16 protein-coding genes are annotated in these 21,059 nt (G+C 46.7%); all 16 read right to left on the bottom strand.

Translation table 11 applies throughout. The features are described from left to right. Window positions 1-7 precede the first annotated feature (7 nt). Window positions 8-2,047: an alpha-glucuronidase family glycosyl hydrolase gene (locus QWV57_RS09515; RefSeq protein ID WP_301099625.1), complete on the bottom strand. Its 2,040-nt coding sequence runs from the start codon at window positions 2,045-2,047 to the stop codon at window positions 8-10. 17 nt (window positions 2,048-2,064) lie between these two features. Further along, window positions 2,065-2,955 carry a carbohydrate ABC transporter permease gene (locus QWV57_RS09520; protein ID WP_015374977.1) on the bottom strand — a complete coding sequence of 297 codons (891 nt, stop codon included), beginning with the start codon at window positions 2,953-2,955 and terminating at the stop codon, window positions 2,065-2,067. Window positions 2,956-2,969: 14 nt separating this feature from the next. Next, the gene (locus QWV57_RS09525; RefSeq protein ID WP_013145187.1) at window positions 2,970-3,917 is read right to left on the bottom strand and encodes an ABC transporter permease; all 948 of its coding nucleotides are present in this window, start codon (window positions 3,915-3,917) and stop codon (window positions 2,970-2,972) included. Window positions 3,918-4,027: 110 nt separating this feature from the next. Then, window positions 4,028-5,677 carry an extracellular solute-binding protein gene (locus QWV57_RS09530; RefSeq protein ID WP_301099626.1) on the bottom strand — a complete coding sequence of 550 codons (1,650 nt, stop codon included), beginning with the start codon at window positions 5,675-5,677 and terminating at the stop codon, window positions 4,028-4,030. Between the two features lie 470 nt (window positions 5,678-6,147). Further along, the gene (locus tag QWV57_RS09535; RefSeq protein WP_033008791.1) at window positions 6,148-7,143 is read right to left on the bottom strand and encodes an endo-1,4-beta-xylanase; all 996 of its coding nucleotides are present in this window, start codon (window positions 7,141-7,143) and stop codon (window positions 6,148-6,150) included. A gap of 2 nt (window positions 7,144-7,145) precedes the next feature. Continuing rightward, complete coding sequence (locus QWV57_RS09540) at window positions 7,146-9,263, bottom strand: glycoside hydrolase family 52 protein (protein ID WP_301099631.1); 2,118 nt, start codon at window positions 9,261-9,263, stop codon at window positions 7,146-7,148. Window positions 9,264-9,335: 72 nt separating this feature from the next. Further along, complete coding sequence (locus QWV57_RS09545; RefSeq protein WP_015374980.1) at window positions 9,336-9,950, bottom strand: polysaccharide deacetylase family protein; 615 nt, start codon at window positions 9,948-9,950, stop codon at window positions 9,336-9,338. A 23-nt stretch (window positions 9,951-9,973) separates the two neighbouring features. Beyond that, a complete protein-coding gene (locus QWV57_RS09550) occupies window positions 9,974-11,020 on the bottom strand; it encodes an aldose epimerase family protein (RefSeq protein ID WP_301099634.1) in 1,047 nt (348 codons plus the stop codon). A gap of 115 nt (window positions 11,021-11,135) precedes the next feature. Next, window positions 11,136-12,002: a carbohydrate ABC transporter permease gene (locus tag QWV57_RS09555; protein ID WP_044731453.1), complete on the bottom strand. Its 867-nt coding sequence runs from the start codon at window positions 12,000-12,002 to the stop codon at window positions 11,136-11,138. A gap of 14 nt (window positions 12,003-12,016) precedes the next feature. After that, window positions 12,017-12,886 (bottom strand): carbohydrate ABC transporter permease, encoded by an 870-nt coding sequence (locus tag QWV57_RS09560; RefSeq protein WP_301099637.1) that lies wholly within the window; start codon window positions 12,884-12,886, stop codon window positions 12,017-12,019. A 62-nt stretch (window positions 12,887-12,948) separates the two neighbouring features. Beyond that, window positions 12,949-14,274, bottom strand: coding sequence for an extracellular solute-binding protein (locus tag QWV57_RS09565; RefSeq protein ID WP_015374983.1), 1,326 nt, complete (start codon window positions 14,272-14,274; stop codon window positions 12,949-12,951). Between the two features lie 104 nt (window positions 14,275-14,378). Further along, window positions 14,379-15,158, bottom strand: a complete 780-nt coding sequence (locus QWV57_RS09570; RefSeq protein ID WP_041470710.1) for a response regulator transcription factor — start codon at window positions 15,156-15,158, stop codon at window positions 14,379-14,381. Further along, window positions 15,158-16,879, bottom strand: a complete 1,722-nt coding sequence (locus QWV57_RS09575) for a sensor histidine kinase (protein WP_015374985.1) — start codon at window positions 16,877-16,879, stop codon at window positions 15,158-15,160. The genes QWV57_RS09570 and QWV57_RS09575 overlap by 1 nt, the downstream gene beginning before the upstream one ends. A gap of 225 nt (window positions 16,880-17,104) precedes the next feature. Further along, a complete protein-coding gene (locus QWV57_RS09580) occupies window positions 17,105-19,045 on the bottom strand; it encodes a glycoside hydrolase family 127 protein (RefSeq protein WP_301099641.1) in 1,941 nt (646 codons plus the stop codon). After that, the gene (locus QWV57_RS09585; protein WP_020755797.1) at window positions 19,042-20,253 is read right to left on the bottom strand and encodes a sn-glycerol-1-phosphate dehydrogenase; all 1,212 of its coding nucleotides are present in this window, start codon (window positions 20,251-20,253) and stop codon (window positions 19,042-19,044) included. Before QWV57_RS09585 ends, QWV57_RS09580 begins: the two co-directional genes overlap by 4 nt. After that, window positions 20,250-21,050: an HAD-IIA family hydrolase gene (locus QWV57_RS09590; protein WP_015374988.1), complete on the bottom strand. Its 801-nt coding sequence runs from the start codon at window positions 21,048-21,050 to the stop codon at window positions 20,250-20,252. The genes QWV57_RS09585 and QWV57_RS09590 overlap by 4 nt, the downstream gene beginning before the upstream one ends. Window positions 21,051-21,059 lie beyond the last annotated feature (9 nt).

Consider the following 21,059-nt stretch of genomic DNA (forward strand, 5'->3'; position numbering starts at 1 on the left):
CCCCTATTCACCGATAAATTTTCCGCCCGTATTGGTCGTCTATTCCTGACTTCCGGTAAAAGTACGTATTGATGACATCTCGCCATTCTTTAGCATGTTCCACTTGGATCGTCAATCGTTCCAATACATCATGATACCGTTTTTCGTCGATTTTCCCTTTCAGTTGTTCCCATCGTTTCCGCAGCTGTTTCGCCTGCTCAACCCCTTCAAAATGAGTATTGTAAATATGTTGAATGACCGTTTCCCCTGAATGCAGCCGATGAGTGTACGGAACGTGATGGAAAAACAAGAGCAGCTCATCCGGACAAGTGTCGAGCGACTCATACATCGCTGCATTTTCCGGAAAGTATTGCGCCGTATATCCTGTTCCCGTAGCAACCGTCCGGTCAACACCGATCCCGTCGCGGTCGGCATAATGGTACGTCCCCCAATGCGAATATTCATAGCCATCCACATTAGGACCATAATGGTGCCCTGGGTTCACCATCCAGCCGACGCCAAGCGGAGAGGTGTAGTTTTCATAAATTCTCCACGAAGATAGAAGCATCCAACTGATCGTCTCGACGACTTGTGAATCGTCCCCAAACGTTTGCACAACCCATTCGTTAGCAATTTCTTCGGCAGACAAATCCGGATTCCAAGCGAGCCGCCCAAATCCATACAAGTTTGCTTGGGCCAACGTATGCCCAGTCCAGTTTGGGTCACTGCCAATATTAGATACCCCTGCGATCCCGCTGTATCGATAGTCAAATAGCGATCCATCAATTACCTTTTTTACTTCCGACCCTTTTCCCTTGGCATACGTATCAAAATCAAGCACCTCTTTCCACTGTGGAATCAAGAAGCATAAATGTTTTTGCTGTCCCGTATATTCCTGAGTGATTTGAACCTCCATCATTTGATTGGTTTTCGGCATGGCGCCAAATAACGGAGAAACCGGCTCCCTTACTTGAAAATCCATTGGGCCGTTTTTAATTTGCAAGATGACATTCTCACGAAACTGTCCATCCAATGGCTTAAAGTGATCATATGCGGCTTTTGCCCGATCGGTCGTCCGATCACGCCAATCTTGCTGGCAGTTATAGACAAAGCATCTCCAAATGACGAGCCCCCCAAATGGCGCCAACGCCTCTGCCAACATATTTGCCCCTTCCGCGTGATCGCGGCCGTATGTAAAGGGGCCAGGGCGGAACTCGGAATCCGCCTTGACTACGAAGCCGCCAAAATCAGGAATATATTGATAAATGCGTTTAACCGTTTCGTTCCACCACCGTCGCACCTCGGGGTCAAGTGGATCTGCTGTTGGAAGCCCTCCTACCTCAATGGGGCTTGCGTAGTTGATGCTCAAAAACGTTTTGATTCCGTAGGTTCGGAAGATATCCGCTACTTCCGCCACGTCAGGCAAAAAGTGATCGGTGATGAGTTTCGTTTCTGTTTTGTGTACGTTGACATTGTTGATGGAGATGGCGTTAATACCCACATAAGCCAGCAATCGTGCATAATCTTTTATCCGTTGGTTTTGTTTCACAAATTGGCCATCGGCAAAGAAAATCGACCGTCCAGCATATCCGCGTTCGATGTTGCCATCCATATTGTCCCAATGATTGATCATGCGCAACCGGTTTTTTGGCTGCTCGATGATAGACAATTGGGCGATGTTCTCACCCATTTGCAATAATCGGAGGAAATGAAAGACACCATACAACACACCAGCATCTGTTTTCCCAATAATGTAGATACGGAACGGTCTATCGTCGACATCCGATCGAATCACATACCCTTCCGGATGAACAAGCGTTCCCTCTAATGGCCGCTCGTACTCTTCATCTTCAAGCGTCCCAAGCCAAATCGAATTAGCTGTTTCATTTACTTCCTGCACCACTTGCGGCTCAATCTCCATCATCGAACGAAGCCCTTTTTGGAGTTCTTCCACGGCTGCTTGAAAAATGGGCGATGTTCTTTTCGCCACAATCTCCTCAAACCGCAATCGACTATATCGATCCCTCCGCTCATACCGCAGCCAACAAGGTTCGTATCCCGCCGTCATGTCAAATTCTCCTCCTGTTACTCTTTTTCCGCCCCCAACACAATCCCTTTCACAAAAAACTTTTGCACAAACGGATAAACAATCAGCATCGGCAAAGCTGCGATGAAGATTTGTGCCGCCTTCACTGTTCGTTCAGATAAGTTTTTCAATGTTTCTGCATCGACGCTCATTTTCGTAAAATCCTGTTGAACAATAATCGTTTGTAAGAACGTAGATAACGGGTAATGTTTCACATCGGACATATAAATCAACCCATCAAACCATGAGTTCCAATGAAAAACCATCGTAAAGAGCGAAATCGTCGCAATGGCAGGCACCGAAATCGGCAAATAAATTTTCCAAAAAATCGTAAAATGATTTGCGCCATCCATTAAAGCGGCCTCTTCAAGCGATTTCGGCACCGAAGTGCGGAAAAAGTTCACCAGCAAAATTAAGTTAAAGGCGCTGACAGCTGGCGGTAAAATCAACGCCCAAATCGTATCTGTCAACCCGAGCTTCGTCACCACCATATAAGTCGGAACGAGACCGCCATGGAACAACATCGTAAACACAAAAATCCACATATAGAGTTTCCGGCCACGAAAGGCGTCATCGCTTTTGGACAGCGGATAGGCAGCGCATAACATGACTCCCATGGAAATGACTGTTCCCAATACAACACGCAAAAACGAATTCCAAAGGGAACGCAAAAAATTTTCATTCCCAATCGTTTTCTCATAAGCGTCCAACGTAAAGTCAACGGGCCACAGTCCGACCAGATTAGCGGTCGCCGCTGCACTGCCGCTGAATGAGACGGCTAAAATATGGATGAGAGGCAAAAGGCAAAGAACGGCAATGATCGTTAAAAGAGTATAGTTAAACACCGTGAATAGTTTATAAGACAAGCTTTTTTGGTAGTGATGATGCATAGACCTCCCCTCCCTTAGAAGATTTTATAGTTGGCATACTTATAAGCGAGACGATACCCTGTGACCACGAGAATAAAACTGATGACGGATTTAAACAATCCAACGGCTGTCGCATAACTAAAATCCCCGTTCAAAAGGCCGACACGGTAAACATACGTATCGATGATATCACCCGTTTTGTAAACAAGCGGATTATACAAGTTTAAAATTTGATCAAACCCGGCATTTAAAATGTTTCCGAGTGACAACGTTCCAACCACAATGATGATCGGCAACATGGAAGGCAATGTAATGTAAATGGTTTGTTGCCACCTGTTGGCTCCATCCACGATAGCCGCTTCATACAACGACGGGTTAATGGAAGTAAGGGCAGCTAAAAATACAATCGTGTTAAATCCGCATTCTTTCCACACATCTGTAACGACAACAACGGTACGAAACCAATCGTTGTCTCCAAGAAAGAAAATAGGCTTAACACCGAATATTGATAAAAAACGGTTAACAATCCCCCCTTCAGGAGAAAGCATGTCAATCAAGATCCCGCCCAGAATCACCCATGACAAAAAGTGCGGCAAATACACGATCGTTTGAACCGTCCGCTTAAACTTCATCACGTATACTTCGTTGAGAAGCAACGCAAACGCCAAAGGCACACCGAGGTTAAAGATGATTTTTAATGTTGAAATGACCAATGTATTCCATATGACTTGACGAGCGTCTTCATATTCAAACATCGTTTTAAAATGCTCGAGACCAACCCAAGGAGAACGCAAAAAGCCAAGCCAAGGCTCATAATCTTGAAAAGCCATGACCAGTCCTAGCATCGGAACATATTGAAAAATCAACACAATGATGAGGGCAGGAAGCAACATAACATGCAACTGCCACGTTCCTCTTCTTTTCTGAACTCTCTTTGCTTCCACCGCTGTTGTTTGTCCTTTGACATCGACGGCCGACTGCATACCCGTTTCCTCCTTCCGGCGTCATCTCTTGCAAAAAAGCAGGTGCGGACATCGATGTAAATTCTCTTTCACTGCTCGCCCCCGTCCGCACCCCACCATCGTTGAAACCGCTACTTTGCTCCTTTTACCGATTGATACCATTCATTCACTTCTTTTGTAATTTCTTTGCCCCCAGATTCTTCCCATTTTTTCACAAAGTCATCAAATGCACTGAGCGGCGCCCGTCCGTAAATGATGTTGGCAAATGTTTCACGTTCCATTTTCGTCAAAAACTCTCCGCGTTTTTGCATCGTTTTAGTGGGCGGGCCTGTAAACTCGTTTTCAATGCGGTATTGATTTTGTTGGTTGACGATTGTAGCCGCTTTCATAAACGACTCACCTAAAGATACAATTCGTGTATACTCATAGGCGTTTTTCGGTTGACGCTTCGTTGTATACAACTCCTCGACTAGATCATACAGCATGTACGGAACGGTCGGAATGGCTTCCGTAATGAAATAAGCCCCTGGATCCAATCTTCCTCCTGGAATTTCCTTGTCATCATAAACGGGCTTGCCGTTCTTCATCACATAGTCATAACCTTCCGCCAACCCGTATTTAAAATATTTCGAGTCATTATACACATAGGCGTATGCTTCATCTAAGTATTGGAAGAATTTATCCATATGTTTAAAGTCTTTGCTGAACAAAAACATGCCTGTAACCAATCCCTCGCCACGCCGGCCGATTTTGCCATCCGGACCACTCGGCAGTGGGTATGGTTCCACAATGGCTCCTGGATTATTTTTCAACGCATCTGCGATTGGCCATCCAGCAGCCCAAGGAGGAGCAGAAATGATTCCCGATTTTCCAGCGACAAAGCTTTTGATCGCCGTCTGTTCGTCCAAAATGCCAACTTCTTTGTCCAAGTATCCTTTTTGATACCATTCATTCAGCTTAGCCAACGCTTTTTTCATAGACGGCTGTACCGATCCATAGACAAGCTTCCCATCTTCGCCTTTTGACCATGAACCAGGTTCATAGTTGCCATAAGCACCGAAAATAAAGCTTCCGTCGGCCAACCAAGTCGCCAATCCGTTTTTGCTGGCCAGCGTCAAGCCAATCGTATCCTTTTTCCCATTGCCGTCAGGGTCTTTATTGACAAACGCGTCCATGATTTTTTCGAGATCTTCGATTGTTTTAGGCGGCTGAAGACCTAACTTATCAAGCCAATCTTTGCGAATCCAAAGCAAGGAGTCAGAACCATTGCCTCCAGAGAACCGCGGAATTCCGTAGCGCTTTCCATCGACAGTCGCCGGATAAAACGCTTCCGGAAATTGCTCATAAATCTTTTTCAATCTCGGTGACGCATATTTCTCAATCGCTTCATCGACTGGCATTACTTTTCCAGAACGAATTAAATCATTGATCAACTGCCCGTCTGACACTTTAAATACGTCAGGCAGTTTCTGTCCAGAAGATAAAGCTAAGCGAATTTTATTGTGATACTGTTCATCGTTTGGAGCTGTCCACAATGTTTTCCATTTAATCCCCAATTCTTTTTCCGACCATCGTGTGATAGGATTGTTGTTCAAATCCTCTCCCTCTCGAAATTTCGTATCATCCTTTAATGTGCGGACAGTTGTAATAGTTACAATGCCATTTTTCTCTTTTGAATCTCCAGACTCGTTGGACGAAGAAGATTGGCTGTCCGTACATCCTGCAAGCATTCCAACCGCCAGTGCAGTTGCGGTTAAAGCCGCAAACGCTTTTTTTAGCATATTTCTCCCTCCAATCCCATTGTCTCAAAATCCCCCTTGGCTGCGATCACATTCTTTTTGATAAAGAAAACATAACGATTCCCCGTCTCAATCCCCCCTTTCAAGGTTTTATTGGGAAAGCGATTTCAGATCATTGCACCCCAACTCCTCACCGCTCTACAAACATTCTAGTATACTAGTTTGAAACGACGCATCCTACAAAATGGCTGTAATGCCGCCCTCATGATTCCAGACAAACAGAAGAATGAATTCTCGATTGACATCCCTGTTCATATAGTCAAAATGTCAATCAGCTTCATGATTTGCCGTTTGCTTTTCTACTACTAGTATGACTAGTATACTAGTTCTGCTTCCTATTATAATGGAAAGTCCACTTACATTCAATGATTTTCTGAAATCTTTTAATTATTCACAAAGAGAGGAACCCTTATTTGCTGTTCCCCTCTTCGCCGCGACGTGAAGCAATATCATCAGACACTCACTGCCCGCCAAAAAGCTGGTTTCGGTTTATGCTGTTCATCGAACAAAAGCGGCCAGTTTTTTCTCCCCTGCACTGGAAAGTTATCGAGCCATGTATGGTCATCAGCAATTCCCCAAAATGTGACACTTTGAATAACATCGCGATACTCCTTAAACAAAGCGAAAATTTGCCCATACCGTTCTGCTTGCTGTTCGATCATTTCGTTCGTCGGGACAGCCAAATCGGTTCGACGATCGTGAAATTCAAACATGGATACATCGAGTTCCGTAATATGAAGAACAACGCCAAGGGACGCATATCGTTCAATGGCCGCACGAATTTCATCAAGCGACGGGCGAGTCAAGCTCCAATGCGCTTGCATCCCGATGCCATGAATCGGAATGCCTTTATCACGCAGCGATTTGACAAGTGCAAAAATTTTTTCTCTCTTTTCCGGAAAACATTCATTATAGTCATTGTAAAAAAGCAGTGCATCTGGGTCAGCTTCATAAGCGTAGAGAAATGCTTGTTCCATAAAATCGTCCCCGATGATTTGTCGCCACTTCGACGGCCTCAACAACTCGTCTCCTTCGTCGGCTACCACTTCGTTGACGACATCCCAACAATATATTTTTCCCTTGTATCGCCGTACAACAGTTGAAATGTGACATTTCATCCGCTCAAGCAACACATCCCGACTGACGAAATGGCCTTGACCATCTTGAAACACCCAATCCGGAGTCTGGTTGTGCCATACAAGTGTGTGCCCTCGAACCGCCATTCGGTGCGAACAAGCAAAATCCACAATCCGATCCGCTTCCTGAAAGGTAAATTTCCCTTCTTCCGGCTGAAGATGCTCAAACTTCATATGGTTCTCTGCCGTAATACTGTTGACATGATCGATCAACAACTGTTTTTGCATCTCAATTGTCACAGGATTGACCGCCGCCCCGATGCGGAAATCATTCGCGAATACATCGCGGAGGGAGGGGAGGGAGCTGTTCATCTTCATTCCCCCTCCTCCAACCATAAAATGCTCGTCACGCCGCGCGGATAATATTTGCTGCCGCTGATTTCGCCAGCGATAATTTGGTCGCTCCAACTCCAAATGGAGAGCGTCGGATGCGTGAGCCACGCAACATGAGCCGCATCAGCTCGTTTTCCTTGTTCATCCCATTCCCACCCTAAAATGCGGCGGGCAATAAACTGGCATAAGTAAATTTTGCTCAACCACGAGTTGTTGCTTGTCGAGGAAATTTTCCATCCCCCATCCGGGAATAGGCAAATTCCTTCCCGCAACACATATTGCAAATGTTGTCGCAGCGCACGAATATAGTCTCCAAAGCGTCCGTCTTCTTTTAACGCCTCATGGCAGTTCGTAAAGTAAGGAAACACAAGCCCCTCAATAGCCGGAATGATTTTCGAGTCATTTCCTTCTCCCATCACGGCTGGGATATACCCGTCCTCCGTCACGTGACTGACAATCGTCGCGGCGCATTTTTCCGCCTGCTTCCCCGCCAGCACAGCCAGCTCCTCTTTACCGACATCGCGGAACAACTTTTCGAGCGCCACATAGGCAGCCCAACATTTTCCTGCCAAATATAAATTGTTGCGCGCCTGGCCGAGGGAAACATCCAAACTATCATACGTTGTGATTTCCGCTCCACCCATGGTGCGGGTGCTGTCAAGCCCCATCACGCCGTTCCGCTTTTCTGGATCCGGATGATCGCGGCGCACCATGCTTTCGAGACATTGTTCCAAGATCGTAAGCCGCCGGTCGCGCCATGCCCAGTCTTTCGTTTGTTCGATGTATACCGCCGCGCAAAGCACCCAGTTGACGAGCTGTTCGTGCGTCATATGTGAAAAGCAACCGCTGATCCCGTATAGCTCATATGACGAGTAATGCGGACGCGAGAACGTGTTAGCGACTCCCATATCATGAGTGAAGCTGATGCCGCCGGGATATTCCGTCTCATCTCCTGGGAAACGGACACGATCCTCATAGCTGTAGCGCTCGACATAGAAGTCAAGCACATTTTTCACCGTCCACGGATTCATTTTCAATTCAAAAAAGAGCTGGTCGACGGTGAGATCAAACGTATTCATCATCCGGTACTCGCCTTCATTGACGACCCAAATCGGCTTTCCTTCATGCTCAAGCAGCTGTGTATTGCCATAGTAGCTGCGGATCGCGTGCGCCATCATAAACTTTTGATCATCGGAGAGCCATTCTTTTTCAATGAGTTCATTCGAACGGAACGCCTGCTGCTTTAACACCTCGGCCTGCTCTAACGCATAAAGACCGACTTCTTCGATATTACGGAAGAAACGGGTGTAAAAATAAGAGGCATCCATTCCCGCCGTCACACAACCTCCACGATAGAAGCAAACAGCAAATTGATACGTTTTCTTTTCTCCCGCCGGCACATCGACGATTAACGCACCGACTTTCCCGAGCCCAAACGTCCAGTTTTCTTCGAGAGTCGCCGTTAAGATATCCTCCATGCTAAAATGCAGCGCTGAGCGAACACCCTCGTCCTTGGATACAATGCTCAAAATCCGCCCTTGACCGACCCCGCGCAGCTGCGGGCATGTATCATCGATCCGCCGCATGGAAGTATACGGGTCGGTGCCTTCGAATCCGAAAAACGCCCGTCGTGTTCTTGTTCCGTTCGTGTTATCGATCGTCATCTCGACAATGACAGCTGGGACCAACGCCAGCTTAAGCTCTTCCTCGGATGCCGTTTCCGGGTCTGGTACGGCCTTCACCGGTGAATAAATCGTCAACGTCAAGTCCCCGGCTTTCCATGTATCCGTGGCAACGCGAAATTCGCGTTCGATCCACTCTTTCGCAAATGGAATCAGGATGTTTGGTTTTTGCGGATTCGGATCAGGATTTTCAATGTCATATCGTTTGCTTTCATCCTCGCCTGCTGTTTCCGCGAATGGAAGGATATGATACAGCCCCGGCTCATGCGGCGACTCAACGCCAATAAAGACATTTTGCCGTGGCGGTCGGGCAAGTTCCAAATCTAGTCCTCCGCTTTTTCCTGGGAATCCTAGCGTAAAGCTGGCAAACGCCCCAACCGGCGAGTGATGGGCGTTGAAAAATACATTGGTTGGCATGAATAGCTCACTCTCCCCTTTTCTTACTATGCATGCGATCAATCATCAGAGCATCAGAGAACTGCTACTTTTTCATCTGCTTCCAGCTTGCAGCTCCAACAATTCGCTGACCGTGACCAATTTGTAACCTTGCGAATACAATTCGGATACGAGTATATTGACAGCCTCGATCGTTTGTGAACGATCTCCGAATCCGTCATGAAAGAGCAAGATGCTCCCGTTTTTTATATGGGGGCGACTCTTCCGAACAATATAATCAACTCCTGGTTGTTCCCAGTCTCGGGCATCCGTATTGAGCGCACCGATCATTTGGTAGCCGAAATGGTTGCACATCGAAACAACAGTTGCATTGTAGTCAAGATAAGGAGGACGGAAAATCGTGGGCTTCGCTCCAGTCATCTCGGTAATGATGGCATCCGTCCACTCCATTTCTCTCAAAGCCTCATCTTCCGTTAGAGAAGTCAGGTTAGCGTGAGAATACGTATGATTGCCAATTTCATGCCCTTGCGCCTTGACCGCCTCTACAACTTCCGGATGCTTCTCCATCTGGCTTCCGATCATAAAAAAGGTCGCTTTTCCAGATGCCTTCTCCAATATCTCCAACACGTTCAATGTATAAACCGGATTCGGTCCATCATCAAACGTCAGGGCGACCAATCTGTGCGGCGTCTCTACATGTTCAATCATTCCTCTATCTTTCCTCCATTGATTCAAATGATGCCAAACCGATAGACCGTCGTTGATGCTCGCTCTTGGCCAGCTGGCAATACGATCGACGGAAACTGCGGATGATGAACCGCATCCGGCAGTCCTTGCGTTTCCAGGCAGATGCCTAAATATTTCCGCGACGGCACGCCGCCCAAATCCAGCCCCTTCGGCAATTGGTTTGACGTATACACGACGACGCCGACCTCATCCGTCTCCACCGTCAGCACCCGCCCACTCTCCGGATCGGAAAGCACAATCTCTTTGTCATGATGCCGATCGAGCCAAAACGGATGGTCATAGCCCCCGCCAACGAGTTCAATTTGCGGATGCCCGGATTCGACCGCCTCCCGGATCGTCTTTCCTTGCCGCAAGTCAAACGGCGTGCCGGCGACATCCAAGACGCGGCCTGTCGGAATCAGCTCCTCATTCAACTCGAGCACACGCGAGCTTTGGATCGTCAGCGTGTGGTCCAATATATCGCGCTTGCCGTTGCCGCTTAGGTTAAAATACGTATGGTTCGTCAAATTGAGCAAAGTTGTTTTGTCCGAACGAGCCCGGTACGTGACGGTCCATTCGTTGTCATTGTTGAGCCAATATTCCACTTGAACATGAACCGTTCCCGGGTACCCTTCCTCCCCGTCCGGGCTCGTGTACGAAAAGACGACGCCCACTGCATCGTCGCGCTGGACGGGCTCGGCCTGCCACAGCACGCGGTGGAATCCGTTCGAACCGCCGTGCAAGTGGTTGTTGTTTTCGTTTTTCGCCAGTTGATATGTGATTCCATCAAGTTCGAAGCTCGCTCCACGAATGCGCCCCGCCACCCGGCCGATCACGGCGCCGAAATAAGGGGCGTTCTCAACATACGGTTCAAATCGTCCAAACCCGAGCACGACGTTTTCGATGTTGCCGTTCCGGTCGGGAACGCGGAGGTCCGTCACGATGCAACCGTAGTTTGTCGTGGACAGTTCCATGCCGCGGTCGTTTGTCAACGTAAATAAAAGAACTTCTTTTCCGTTGAAACGAGACCATGTTTCTTTCCTAATCCGCAACCTCTCTCCCCCTCTCCAACGATGGAAAAAGCAACGATTTGATCATTTTCATCATACTATATTTCATTTAGTTTGTATATAACACAAACAAACTTGACCACAATCACATATGACATCATCCTTTTACCGAACCGGCAACCAATCCTTCAATAATTCGGTCGCTCAAGAATAAGTATACAATCAAAATCGGCAAAATGCTGATCACCAAAGTCGCGCCGATCGCCCCCCAGTCGGTGAGATATTGGCCGACAAAATTATTGACTCCGACTGTGATCGTTTTCCATTTTTCCGAACTAATGAACGTGTTGACAAACACAAACTCATTCCAATTGTAAATCATGTTGATAATAGCTGTAGTCGCAAGAACAGGCGCTGTCATCGGCAATGTGATGCGGAAAAAAATGCGATGAACAGAGCACCCGTCCATTACCGCCGCTTCTTCGATTTCCCGCGGCAACGACTGATAAAATCCTAGCAAAATCATAATCGTAATCGGCAAGTTAAAGGTCGTATATGAAAGAATAATCGAGATGGGGTTATCAATTAAGTTCATTTTATTATAAATATTAAACAACGGAATGAGCGTCGAATGAAGCGGGATCATGTAAGCGATCATAAACAAAGCCAATACAACACCTTTGAATTTCCACTCCATTCTGGTCAAGGCGAACGTGACAAAACTGGCTAAAATCAAAGTCAATACAACAGCGACGATCGTATACCAGACACTATTGAAAAAGTATTGGTTGATCCCTCCATCAAACCAAGCATTTATATAATTTTCCCATCGTGGAGATTTCGGCAAGGCGAACGGAGACATTCCAAATACTTCTTGATTCGTCTTCAACGACAATAAGAATAACCATACTAACGGATATAATTGAAGAAGCGCTACGACAACCAAGATAAAGTAAAGAATTCCCATTGCGATTTGTCGTAAAGGAGAACGAGGCTTGGAATCTAAGATTTTCTTTTCTTTCATGGTCAATTCTCCTTTTATTCTTGATTGACTCTCAACATTTTTTGAATCATCCAGGTCGCTCCCATGCTAAGGATGAGCAACCCAAAACCAATCGCACTTCCATACCCGAAGTTGAATTTCCCAAACGCTTCTTTATACATATAAGAAGCAATCACTTCCGTGGCATGCCCCGGGCCGCCTCCGGTCATGACGTAAATCAAATCAAAATATTTCAAAGACCCGACAACGGCTAGAATCACCAATACTTTTAACACCCCAGAAATAAGGGGCACCTTAATTTTGTAGGCAATTTGAAAGGCATTGGCACCATCGATTCTTGCAGCTTCAATCAATTCTTGGGGTACATTGATCAAAGCCGCATACATAATAATGATGTAAAACCCCGCATACTGCCAAACGATCGGGATGAAAACCGAATATAGCGCCATATTCGGATCCGCCAACCAAAGTGGAGTCTCTTTTATCCCAAACATAGACAATAAACTGTTAATCAGCCCATTCATCGGATCAAAAATCTTAATCCAAAGTTGAGCGATGGCGACAGACGACATAAGCATGGGAATAATGTAAATTTTTCTAAACAAATTCCCTCCCTTAATTTTGCTCGCCAATATTAAAGAAACGATTAAATAGCCGATCAAACTGAGAACGGAAAACAACGCCAACAAGACGGAGTGCCAGGTGCTCTCCCAAAACAGCTTGTCATGAATAAGCTTTTTATAATTTTCCAAGCCGATGAACTTCATCTGGCCTACCCCGCTCCAATCCATCAATCCATAATATCCCGTCAGCGCAATCGGGATATAAATCAAAAACAAGACAAGGAGAAGCGACGGCAGGACATAAAGAATGATGGCTGTTTTATTGGACATAACATTTTTCATCGCTGATAACTCCTTCTTTACAAATAAGGGGGCATGTGTTGTTCCAGATGCCCCCAAAATTCTTATTTGTTGGCTTCCTCCGCCAACGCGTCATCATGTTGTTTCGCAAATTCTTCTGGCGTGATTTGTTTCCCAAACAGGGCCGTCATTAAGTCGTGGTGCAGCTCAGAAACATTCGGGCTTGCTTGGGTGTCAAACCAAGTCGTAATGTTTGTTGCATTGTTAATATCATTCAGGACATCAAGATACATTTGTGGTACGTCCAGTCCTTCTGTATCAACTTTCATAGCCGGAAGAATGCCCGCGCCTTCAACAGAACGTTTTCCCCACTCTTTTACGAGATAAGCCGCAAAATCTTTCGCTTGTTCTTTATGTTTTGAGTTTTCTGCAACGAATGCACCTAACCCAGGACCGCCAACATAACTGTTGATGTCCGTTCCTTTGCCGCCTTCATACAGTGGGAATTTAAAGTAACCAACCTTCTCTTTAAACTCTTGCGGCACATCCGGGCTGGTTGTAAAGTTCGGCAACTCCCATGTGGCCGTTAAGAACATGGCTGCCTTTTCGTTTAGGAAATAACCTTTAGCATCATCATTCGAGAAGGCAGTGTTCCCTTTGACAAAGAACCCCATATCCACAAGATTTTGAACTTCTTTTGCCGCTTTGACAATAGCTGGGTCAGACATTTTCACTTTTCCTTGAATGACATCGGTCAAAATCGTCGGGCCGCCAATCCGGTCAGCGAGGTACATAAACCACATCGATGCCGGCCATCCGTCTTTTGAACCGACTGTGGCTGGAATCACCCCATGCTTGATCAACGTTTTCCCAATGTTTTTCAAATCTTCAAAGGTTTTCGGTTCCTGAAGACCATATTTTTTGAAAATCTCTTTGTTGTAGAAAATATACGTGATGTTCATCTCCATTGGAAGCGCATACGATTTGCCGTTAAAGGTATACGCTTCTACCGTTCCAGGTACAAACTGGTCTTTAAATTCTTTTTCAATAATATCATTTAGCGGCGCAAATTGTCCTCCAGTGGCGTATGGTTCGGCAAAACCGTTCGACCACGTCAACCCTACGTCAGGCAATTCATTCGAAGCGGCCAACACTTTTAATTTATCCCGATATTGATCCGGATTTAATACCTCTACATCAATCTGAACATTCGGATGCTTCGCTTCATAGTCTTTAATAATCTCCTCTACAAGATTGTAGTAAGCGGTTGAACTGCCTTTTGGCCAGTCGTGCATAAACTTCAAATGAATTTTCCCGTCTCCGGATTTCCCCTCGCTCGCAGAATCGCTCGACGAAGAAGAACAACCAGACAGCACAATCCCCGCCATCAACATTAGCAAAACCAACCATGTGAACGCTTTCTTTTTCATAAACTGTACCCCCTTTTCTATTCTTTGCTTGCAAATACAGTCTACCATCATCATGAAGGGGGAAAAAGGCAACAACCATTAGGAAAAGTACCAGTATTTTTAGATTACTTTTCTTTTTGACTTTTTCGATAGCTGCTCGGAGTCTTTCCCTCCATTTCCTTAAACAAATGAATAAAATATTTCGCTGTTTTGTAACCGCACTCTTCCGCAATCTCTGATACAGCCATATCAGTCGTCATCAACAGTTCTTTAGCTCGCTGCATTCTTCTTCTTGTGAGATATTCGCTGAATGTGAGTTTCATTTGTTCTTTAAACAGCGTGCTAAAATAGCTTGGATTCAAATGGACGTGCTCCGCCACTTCTTTTAGTGATATATCATCTTTTAGATGCCGATCAATAAATTGGATGGCCTCGCGAATCGGTTCACGAGTTTGGGGGTGACGGTCAAGGGCATCGATGAGTTTATCGTCAACCAATTGTTTCATTACCCGTTCCCGTTCCCTTTGTTCGGAAACGTGGATCGCTTTTTCTACCGCTTCGAATAATTCGCTTTTTTTCACCGGCTTCAACAAATAGTTTAATACACCAAGGCTGATGGCTTTTTGCGCATAATCGAAATCAGGGTAAGCAGAAATGAGGATCACTGCCGGAGAATCGTCTTTTTCTCTCATTTCCTCTAACACATCAAGCCCGGTAATTTCCGGCATCCGAATATCTGTCAATAACACGTGCACCCGCTCTTGCCGCAAAATGTCAAGCGCTTCTTGGCCGTTGGCAGCCGTTATGATTCGGTGTTTGCCGGAGGCCCATTTTTCCAACAACCGCTTCATCCCTTCCCTCGCCCTCGGCTCATCATCCACAACTAAAATGGTCTTCTCATGCATCATTTTTCACCTCCGTTAACGGGAATTCGAATCGTGACTTTTGTGCCTTTGTTTTTATGGCTGTCAATCGTTATGCCATCGCTCGTTTCTTTCTTGTAATAAAGTTGGAGACGTTTTTTCACATTATACAATGCCATTCCTTTTCCTTTCGCTTCTCCTGTATGCATAGCCTGTTTCACCGCCTCGAGCCTTTCTTCATCCATTCCAACTCCATCATCTTCCACCATGATCTCAAGATGACGATCCGAAACCGGTTTGACAGCCACGGTAATGGTACAAGGGGCTGTCCGGTTTTCCGAACCATGCACGACCGCGTTTTCGACTAACGGTTGAATCAACAGTTTTGGGATTTTGACATTTTCCCATTCCTCAGGCAGCGACAAATGCCACTTGATGCGATCGCCAAACCGAAATTTGATAATGTCCATATAATTTTCGATATGGCGAAATTCCTCTTTCAATGTAACCCAATCATCGTTCACATTTCGGCTGATGGTGTAGCGAAACAGCTCTGACATGGACACAACGACATCTGCCAACTCTTCTTCCCCTTTCTCTTCTAACGACCACCGCAGCGACTCCAACGTGTTGTACAAGAAATGAGGGTTGATTTGCGCTTGAAGCGCTTTCAATTCACTTTGGCTGCGAACAATCTCTTTTTGATACACCATTTTGATCAAATGATTCGTTTCTCTCACCAATTGGTTATAGGTGCTATTCAGCTCCCTGATCTCATTGACCGTAACCATTTTCGGATCAACTGTTAATAACCGCTCATTCGCCAGTCTCATCGTTTTGGTTAATTGAACGATCGGCCGCGTAATAATGGTCGAGAGAAGCAGCGAACATAAAAAGTAAACAAGCATCCCGATAATGCCAGCGAAAATGATCCCAAACCGAATGCTGTTCACTCCCTTGGTCAGGGCACTGACAGGCGTTAATATGAAAACGGTGAACCCTTTGTTGGAAGACTGCTTTGTTACCATGTATTCGGTTTGATTTATTACCGTTGCTGACCGTTGATTTAATGAAGATACATCAGTTAAGCTGGAATTATTTGAAAAAATAACCTTTCCTTCCGGATCGGAAACCAATACGTATTGCCCCGTGTTCACCTCAGTAATCGCGAAATACGGCTTGTAAATTCGCACAAGCAAGTATCCCCCGTTGGCAAAATGACGCTCCATCAACGTAATGCGCCGTATCGCTAAATAAAATTGCGGGTTTCGCGGATCTTCTCCGATCCATACAAGTCTGCCTTTCGCCCGATCTGCTTCATAAATCCACTTGACGCTGAGGCGCTGAAACATCTTCATAGAACTGTCTAGGGGAAACACTTGCTTTAAATCTTCTGTATAGAGCTCGACAGAGTAAATGCCCTCAGAGTTGGCTTGGATATTATTAACCACACTTTTTAACTTTTGCAATTCTGGAAACGTCACTTTCTCTCCCGCATGGATTCGTTCAAATAATCGTTGAACTTCTTGATTGGTCATCACAAACTTTGTCGCTGTATTCAACTGTTCAAACAATGAATCAATCCGACCGCTCGCTTCAATAGCTGTCTGCTTGATTTGGTTTTCAGCGTTGTTCCGAATCAACAGGGACACTTGCTTGAGCGTGATCATGCTGACGAGAGACAGCACAATCACCATGACAAATAGGAATACGACCAATATCTGATTTCGCAACGTGTTCCATTTTTTTAGGTAGCTAAGCATGGCGATGTCCCTTCCTAATGGAAAAAGAGTATGTGAAAGACAAATCTCTTTAATTACTAGTATAGTGGCTTCCAAATAATTTGTATAGAACACAAACAAAGATTGTCGAAACAAAAAGCTGGTCGTGTCCGGTTCATCAACCATCCGACCAGCTCATTCATTCACCTTGGTATTTCATCTTCATTTCCAAATCATTTCACACAGTGAATAGCAACATCGATAGGTCTATTTCTCATTCACCCACACCGTCATCTCCCCTTCCCCACGGTTGCACCAGGCATAATAAGGAATCGCACGGAACGGAACTTGATAGGTTCGGGGTTCAATCGGGCGATACAATTCATCATTCCATGCTGATTCATCCATTCGTTCGGCGGTTCCGGTGATCACTACAACCCCTTCTAGCAAGTCCGGCTCAAAGTGCGCCTCAAGCTTGGCGTCGCGCGGGAGGAACAAATTTGCCAAATTCGGTCCGTTATCAATCTCTTCCAAACAATAGACGATCGGCCCGCGCTGCAACGCAACCTTGCCGGCGTTGGCACGCACTTGGGGATGAGCCTTGATTCGTTCGATCGGCATCGGGAAATAGAGCTTGATTTCATCCCCTTGTTGCCACACTCGGCGGATATAAGCGTACCCTTTTTTGATCAGCGGAACAATGTCTACTTTTTCCCCGTTGATCGTTACCTCCGCTCCCCGACACCATCCAGGAATGCGTAGTCCAAGCGTGAATTCTCCAGCCGATTCCGGCGAAACCGTCAATCGAACCGTTCCATCCCAAGGATAATTCGTCTCTTGCATGATTTTGACCGAACGTCCGTCGATTTCTGTCTGAATGTCACTGCCGACATAAAGGTGGACGAACAATGCGTCCGATGTTTGCAAATAAATGTAATGACCGATCGATGCAATGAGCCGAGCTAAGTTCGGCGGACAGCACGCGCAGCTGAACCATTTTTGCCGCACCGGTTTCACATGGCGTTTGTCATGGCGTTCGCATGCCTTCGGCCACACTTCGAGCGGATTGACGTAAAAGAACTTCTTGCCGTCCAAATCCATGCCGCTGATCGTTCCGTTGTATAGCGCCCGTTCCATCACATCCGCGTACTTCCCGTCCATCTCCAGTTCCAGCATGCGACGGGCCCAAAACACTAAAGCGATCGATGCACACGTCTCGGCATAGACCGTGTCATTCGGCAAATCAAAATCAAACGTAAACGATTCGCCAAAAGCGCTTGAGCCGACGCCGCCTGTGATGTACATCTGCCGTTTCGTCACGTTTTCCCACAACGTTTGGCATGCTTGTTTCAACGACTCGTCTCCCGTTTTCGCCGCCAGCCCAGCCATGGCGGTATACATATAGAGCGCCCGCACCGCATGCCCGACAGCTTGTTTCTGCTCCCTGACCGGAATGTGCGCCTGATGGTACCGATACCCGCCGTCATACCAAAATGCCCCCGTTTCCCCTCTTGCTTCTTTTTCCTGATCAAAATAGTGCGGCTGTTGCCCGCGCTGGTCAATAAAATATTGGCTCAATTTTAAATAGTTCTCGTTTCCAGTCGCCTCATACAATTTCAACAGCGCCAACTCAATTTCCTGATGTCCGTCGTATCCAGGAATTTGGCCTTCCCCGCGGCCGAATACCGTACCGATATAGTCGGCATATTTGCACATAATGTCTAAAAAGCGCCGTTTGCCTGTAGCCTGGAAATAAGCAACTGCCGCTTCGATCAAATGGCCGGCGCAATACAATTCATGGTTGTCCCGCAGGTTGGTCCAACGTTTACCGGGTTCCTTGACCGTATAATACGTGTTGAGATAGCCGTCCGGCTGCTGGGCGCGGCCAAGCAGCTCAATCACGTCATCCGCGAGTGCTTCCAATTCCGAGTCGCGCTTTTCCTCGAGTAAATACGCCACCGCTTCGAGCCATTTCGCTACATCGCTGTCTTGAAAGACCATCCCATAAAATTCTCCATCTGATTCGCCAGCGGCAATGCGGAAGTTTTTGATTGCATGGCTCGGTTCAGCATCAGGAATGCGGTCATTGAGCGCTTCCCACTGGTAAGGAACGACTTCGTTCCGGACGACATCGATATATCGTTTCCAAAACCGATCGTTGACATTTGCCCTTATTGTAGCTTTTTCCACTTTGATTCCCCCTATCATGTTCCTAAAACCCATTCATTTAAAAAGTAGAGAATCGTAAAGCGGTTCGGACGCAATCGATGAGCCTCCCGCAGACTCCGTTCAACCAACGGAAGATCGATGCCGAGTTGTTCCGGAAAAGCGGCACCTCCTACTTTCTCTAACATGGCCCGAATACGATCTGGAGAGGGCAACGATTCAAGCAGTTTCTGAATAGAAGCCGCATTGGCTTTGAGTCGTTTCCTTGCAGTTTCGTCTATTGATTTCGGCCGTTCTTCTAGTTTGTTCCATAACGGCCAAAAAACGCGTTGATAGTGTTCAATGATCATCGGAGTCGCTACGCCAACCTTCGCCCCGTGCAGCACTTGCCGTTTGTTCCGACGCAAAAATTCCATTTCCCAGTAGTGGGACAGATGGTGTTCCGCTCCCGATGCCGAGTACGATTGCCCCATGAGCAACATCGCAATGCCCGACTGCAGCAACGCATTCATTAATACACGAATCCCTTGTTCACCGCCATCGGCAATGTCATCAATATGGTCGACACATGCTTTGAGAGATTGTTCGGTAAGCTGGTGAACAAATGGACAATAGGGCTCATCGGCCATCCAGTGGGCAAACTGCCAGTCGACCAATGACGTATACTTCGCCACCATATCGCCAAATCCAGCGGCGATCATCTCTTTTGGAGCCCGGGATAACACATCCGTATGAGCAAACACAGCGACCGGCGCCTGTGCTTGAATGGTTTTTTTCACCCCACGAATGATGAGCGGAGCTCCCATTGACGTAAATCCGTCCACCGATGGGGCAGTGGGGACAGAAATGAACGGAATCTTCATTTTATAGCTGCTAAAACGGGTAATGTCATGAATCGTCCCTGCTCCTGCCGCAATGAGAACATCGACATCGTCGGGCGTTTCCAGAAGCACTTGCACAATCGAACGTTCATCGGCGATGACATCCCCATTTTGATCGGGTTGCACGAGGCATATTGTATAGCGGATCGATTTGTTTTCCAGTTCATCACACAATGACTCCCCTGCTGCGGCAAACGTCCGCTCATCGGCCACCACGGCCACCTTCTCATACCGCTTATGACGCAAATAAGCAACGAGCTGCTCAAACGCGTCACATCCCACCGCCATCTGTTCGATCGGGATGTCATAATGACGGTGGCCACAATCGCATTGTTTCACCAATGGCACGATTTCTTCTATTGAATTCACTGCACGATCTCCTTTCCGAGCCCCACGATATCATAAATGGAATCCATCACATAATCCGGCCGTTCTTTTTCCCTCCATGCCTCTAATTCGTTGCGCTTCGTATTTCCTGTCAGCACAAGAGCGGTTTTCATACCGTACATTCTCCCCATGCGAATATCCGATTCCACGCTGTCACCAATGACGAGACAGCGGTTAGGAGGCACCTTCAGCTGGCGCAAAGCGGTTTCGACCATAAAGCAAGAAGGCTTCCCTAACACAAGTTCCACTTTTCGGCTCGCCGCCGCTTCAATCGCCCCGACCATCCCGGCGACATCAATGGCATTTCCATGTTCACTCGGAAATGTTTTATCGATGTTGGTCGCAATGATTCGCGCCCCATGATGGACAGCACGAAATGCCAAATCCAAATCGCGATACGTCATCGTTTCATGCAGCGTGATGATGAGAAAATCCGCGTCTTCCGGAGCCGGTGCCAACGGCACCTGGTGATGCTGCAGCTCTTCACGCAATCCTTCGTCGCCTAACGTCCAAACTTGGCATAGCGGATAATGTTTCCGCAAAAATTGGGCTGTTACCGTTGAGGATAAAATGATGTCTTCCTCCCCGGCCGCAATTCCAAACCGTCCAAGCCGTTCATGGCACATGCGCCGCGACCAATTGCCCCGGTTACTGACGAACACGATTCGTTTTCCAAGAGAACGGAGGTAGGCAACCGCCTCATTCGCATGGGGAATTAGTTCATTTCCTCTCCATATCGTCCCGTCAAGATCGATCAACACCCCTTCGATTTCCTCCATCAAGAGTCA

This window comes from Geobacillus zalihae (genome assembly GCF_030414215.1).
GTDB lineage: Bacteria > Bacillota > Bacilli > Bacillales > Anoxybacillaceae > Geobacillus > Geobacillus zalihae.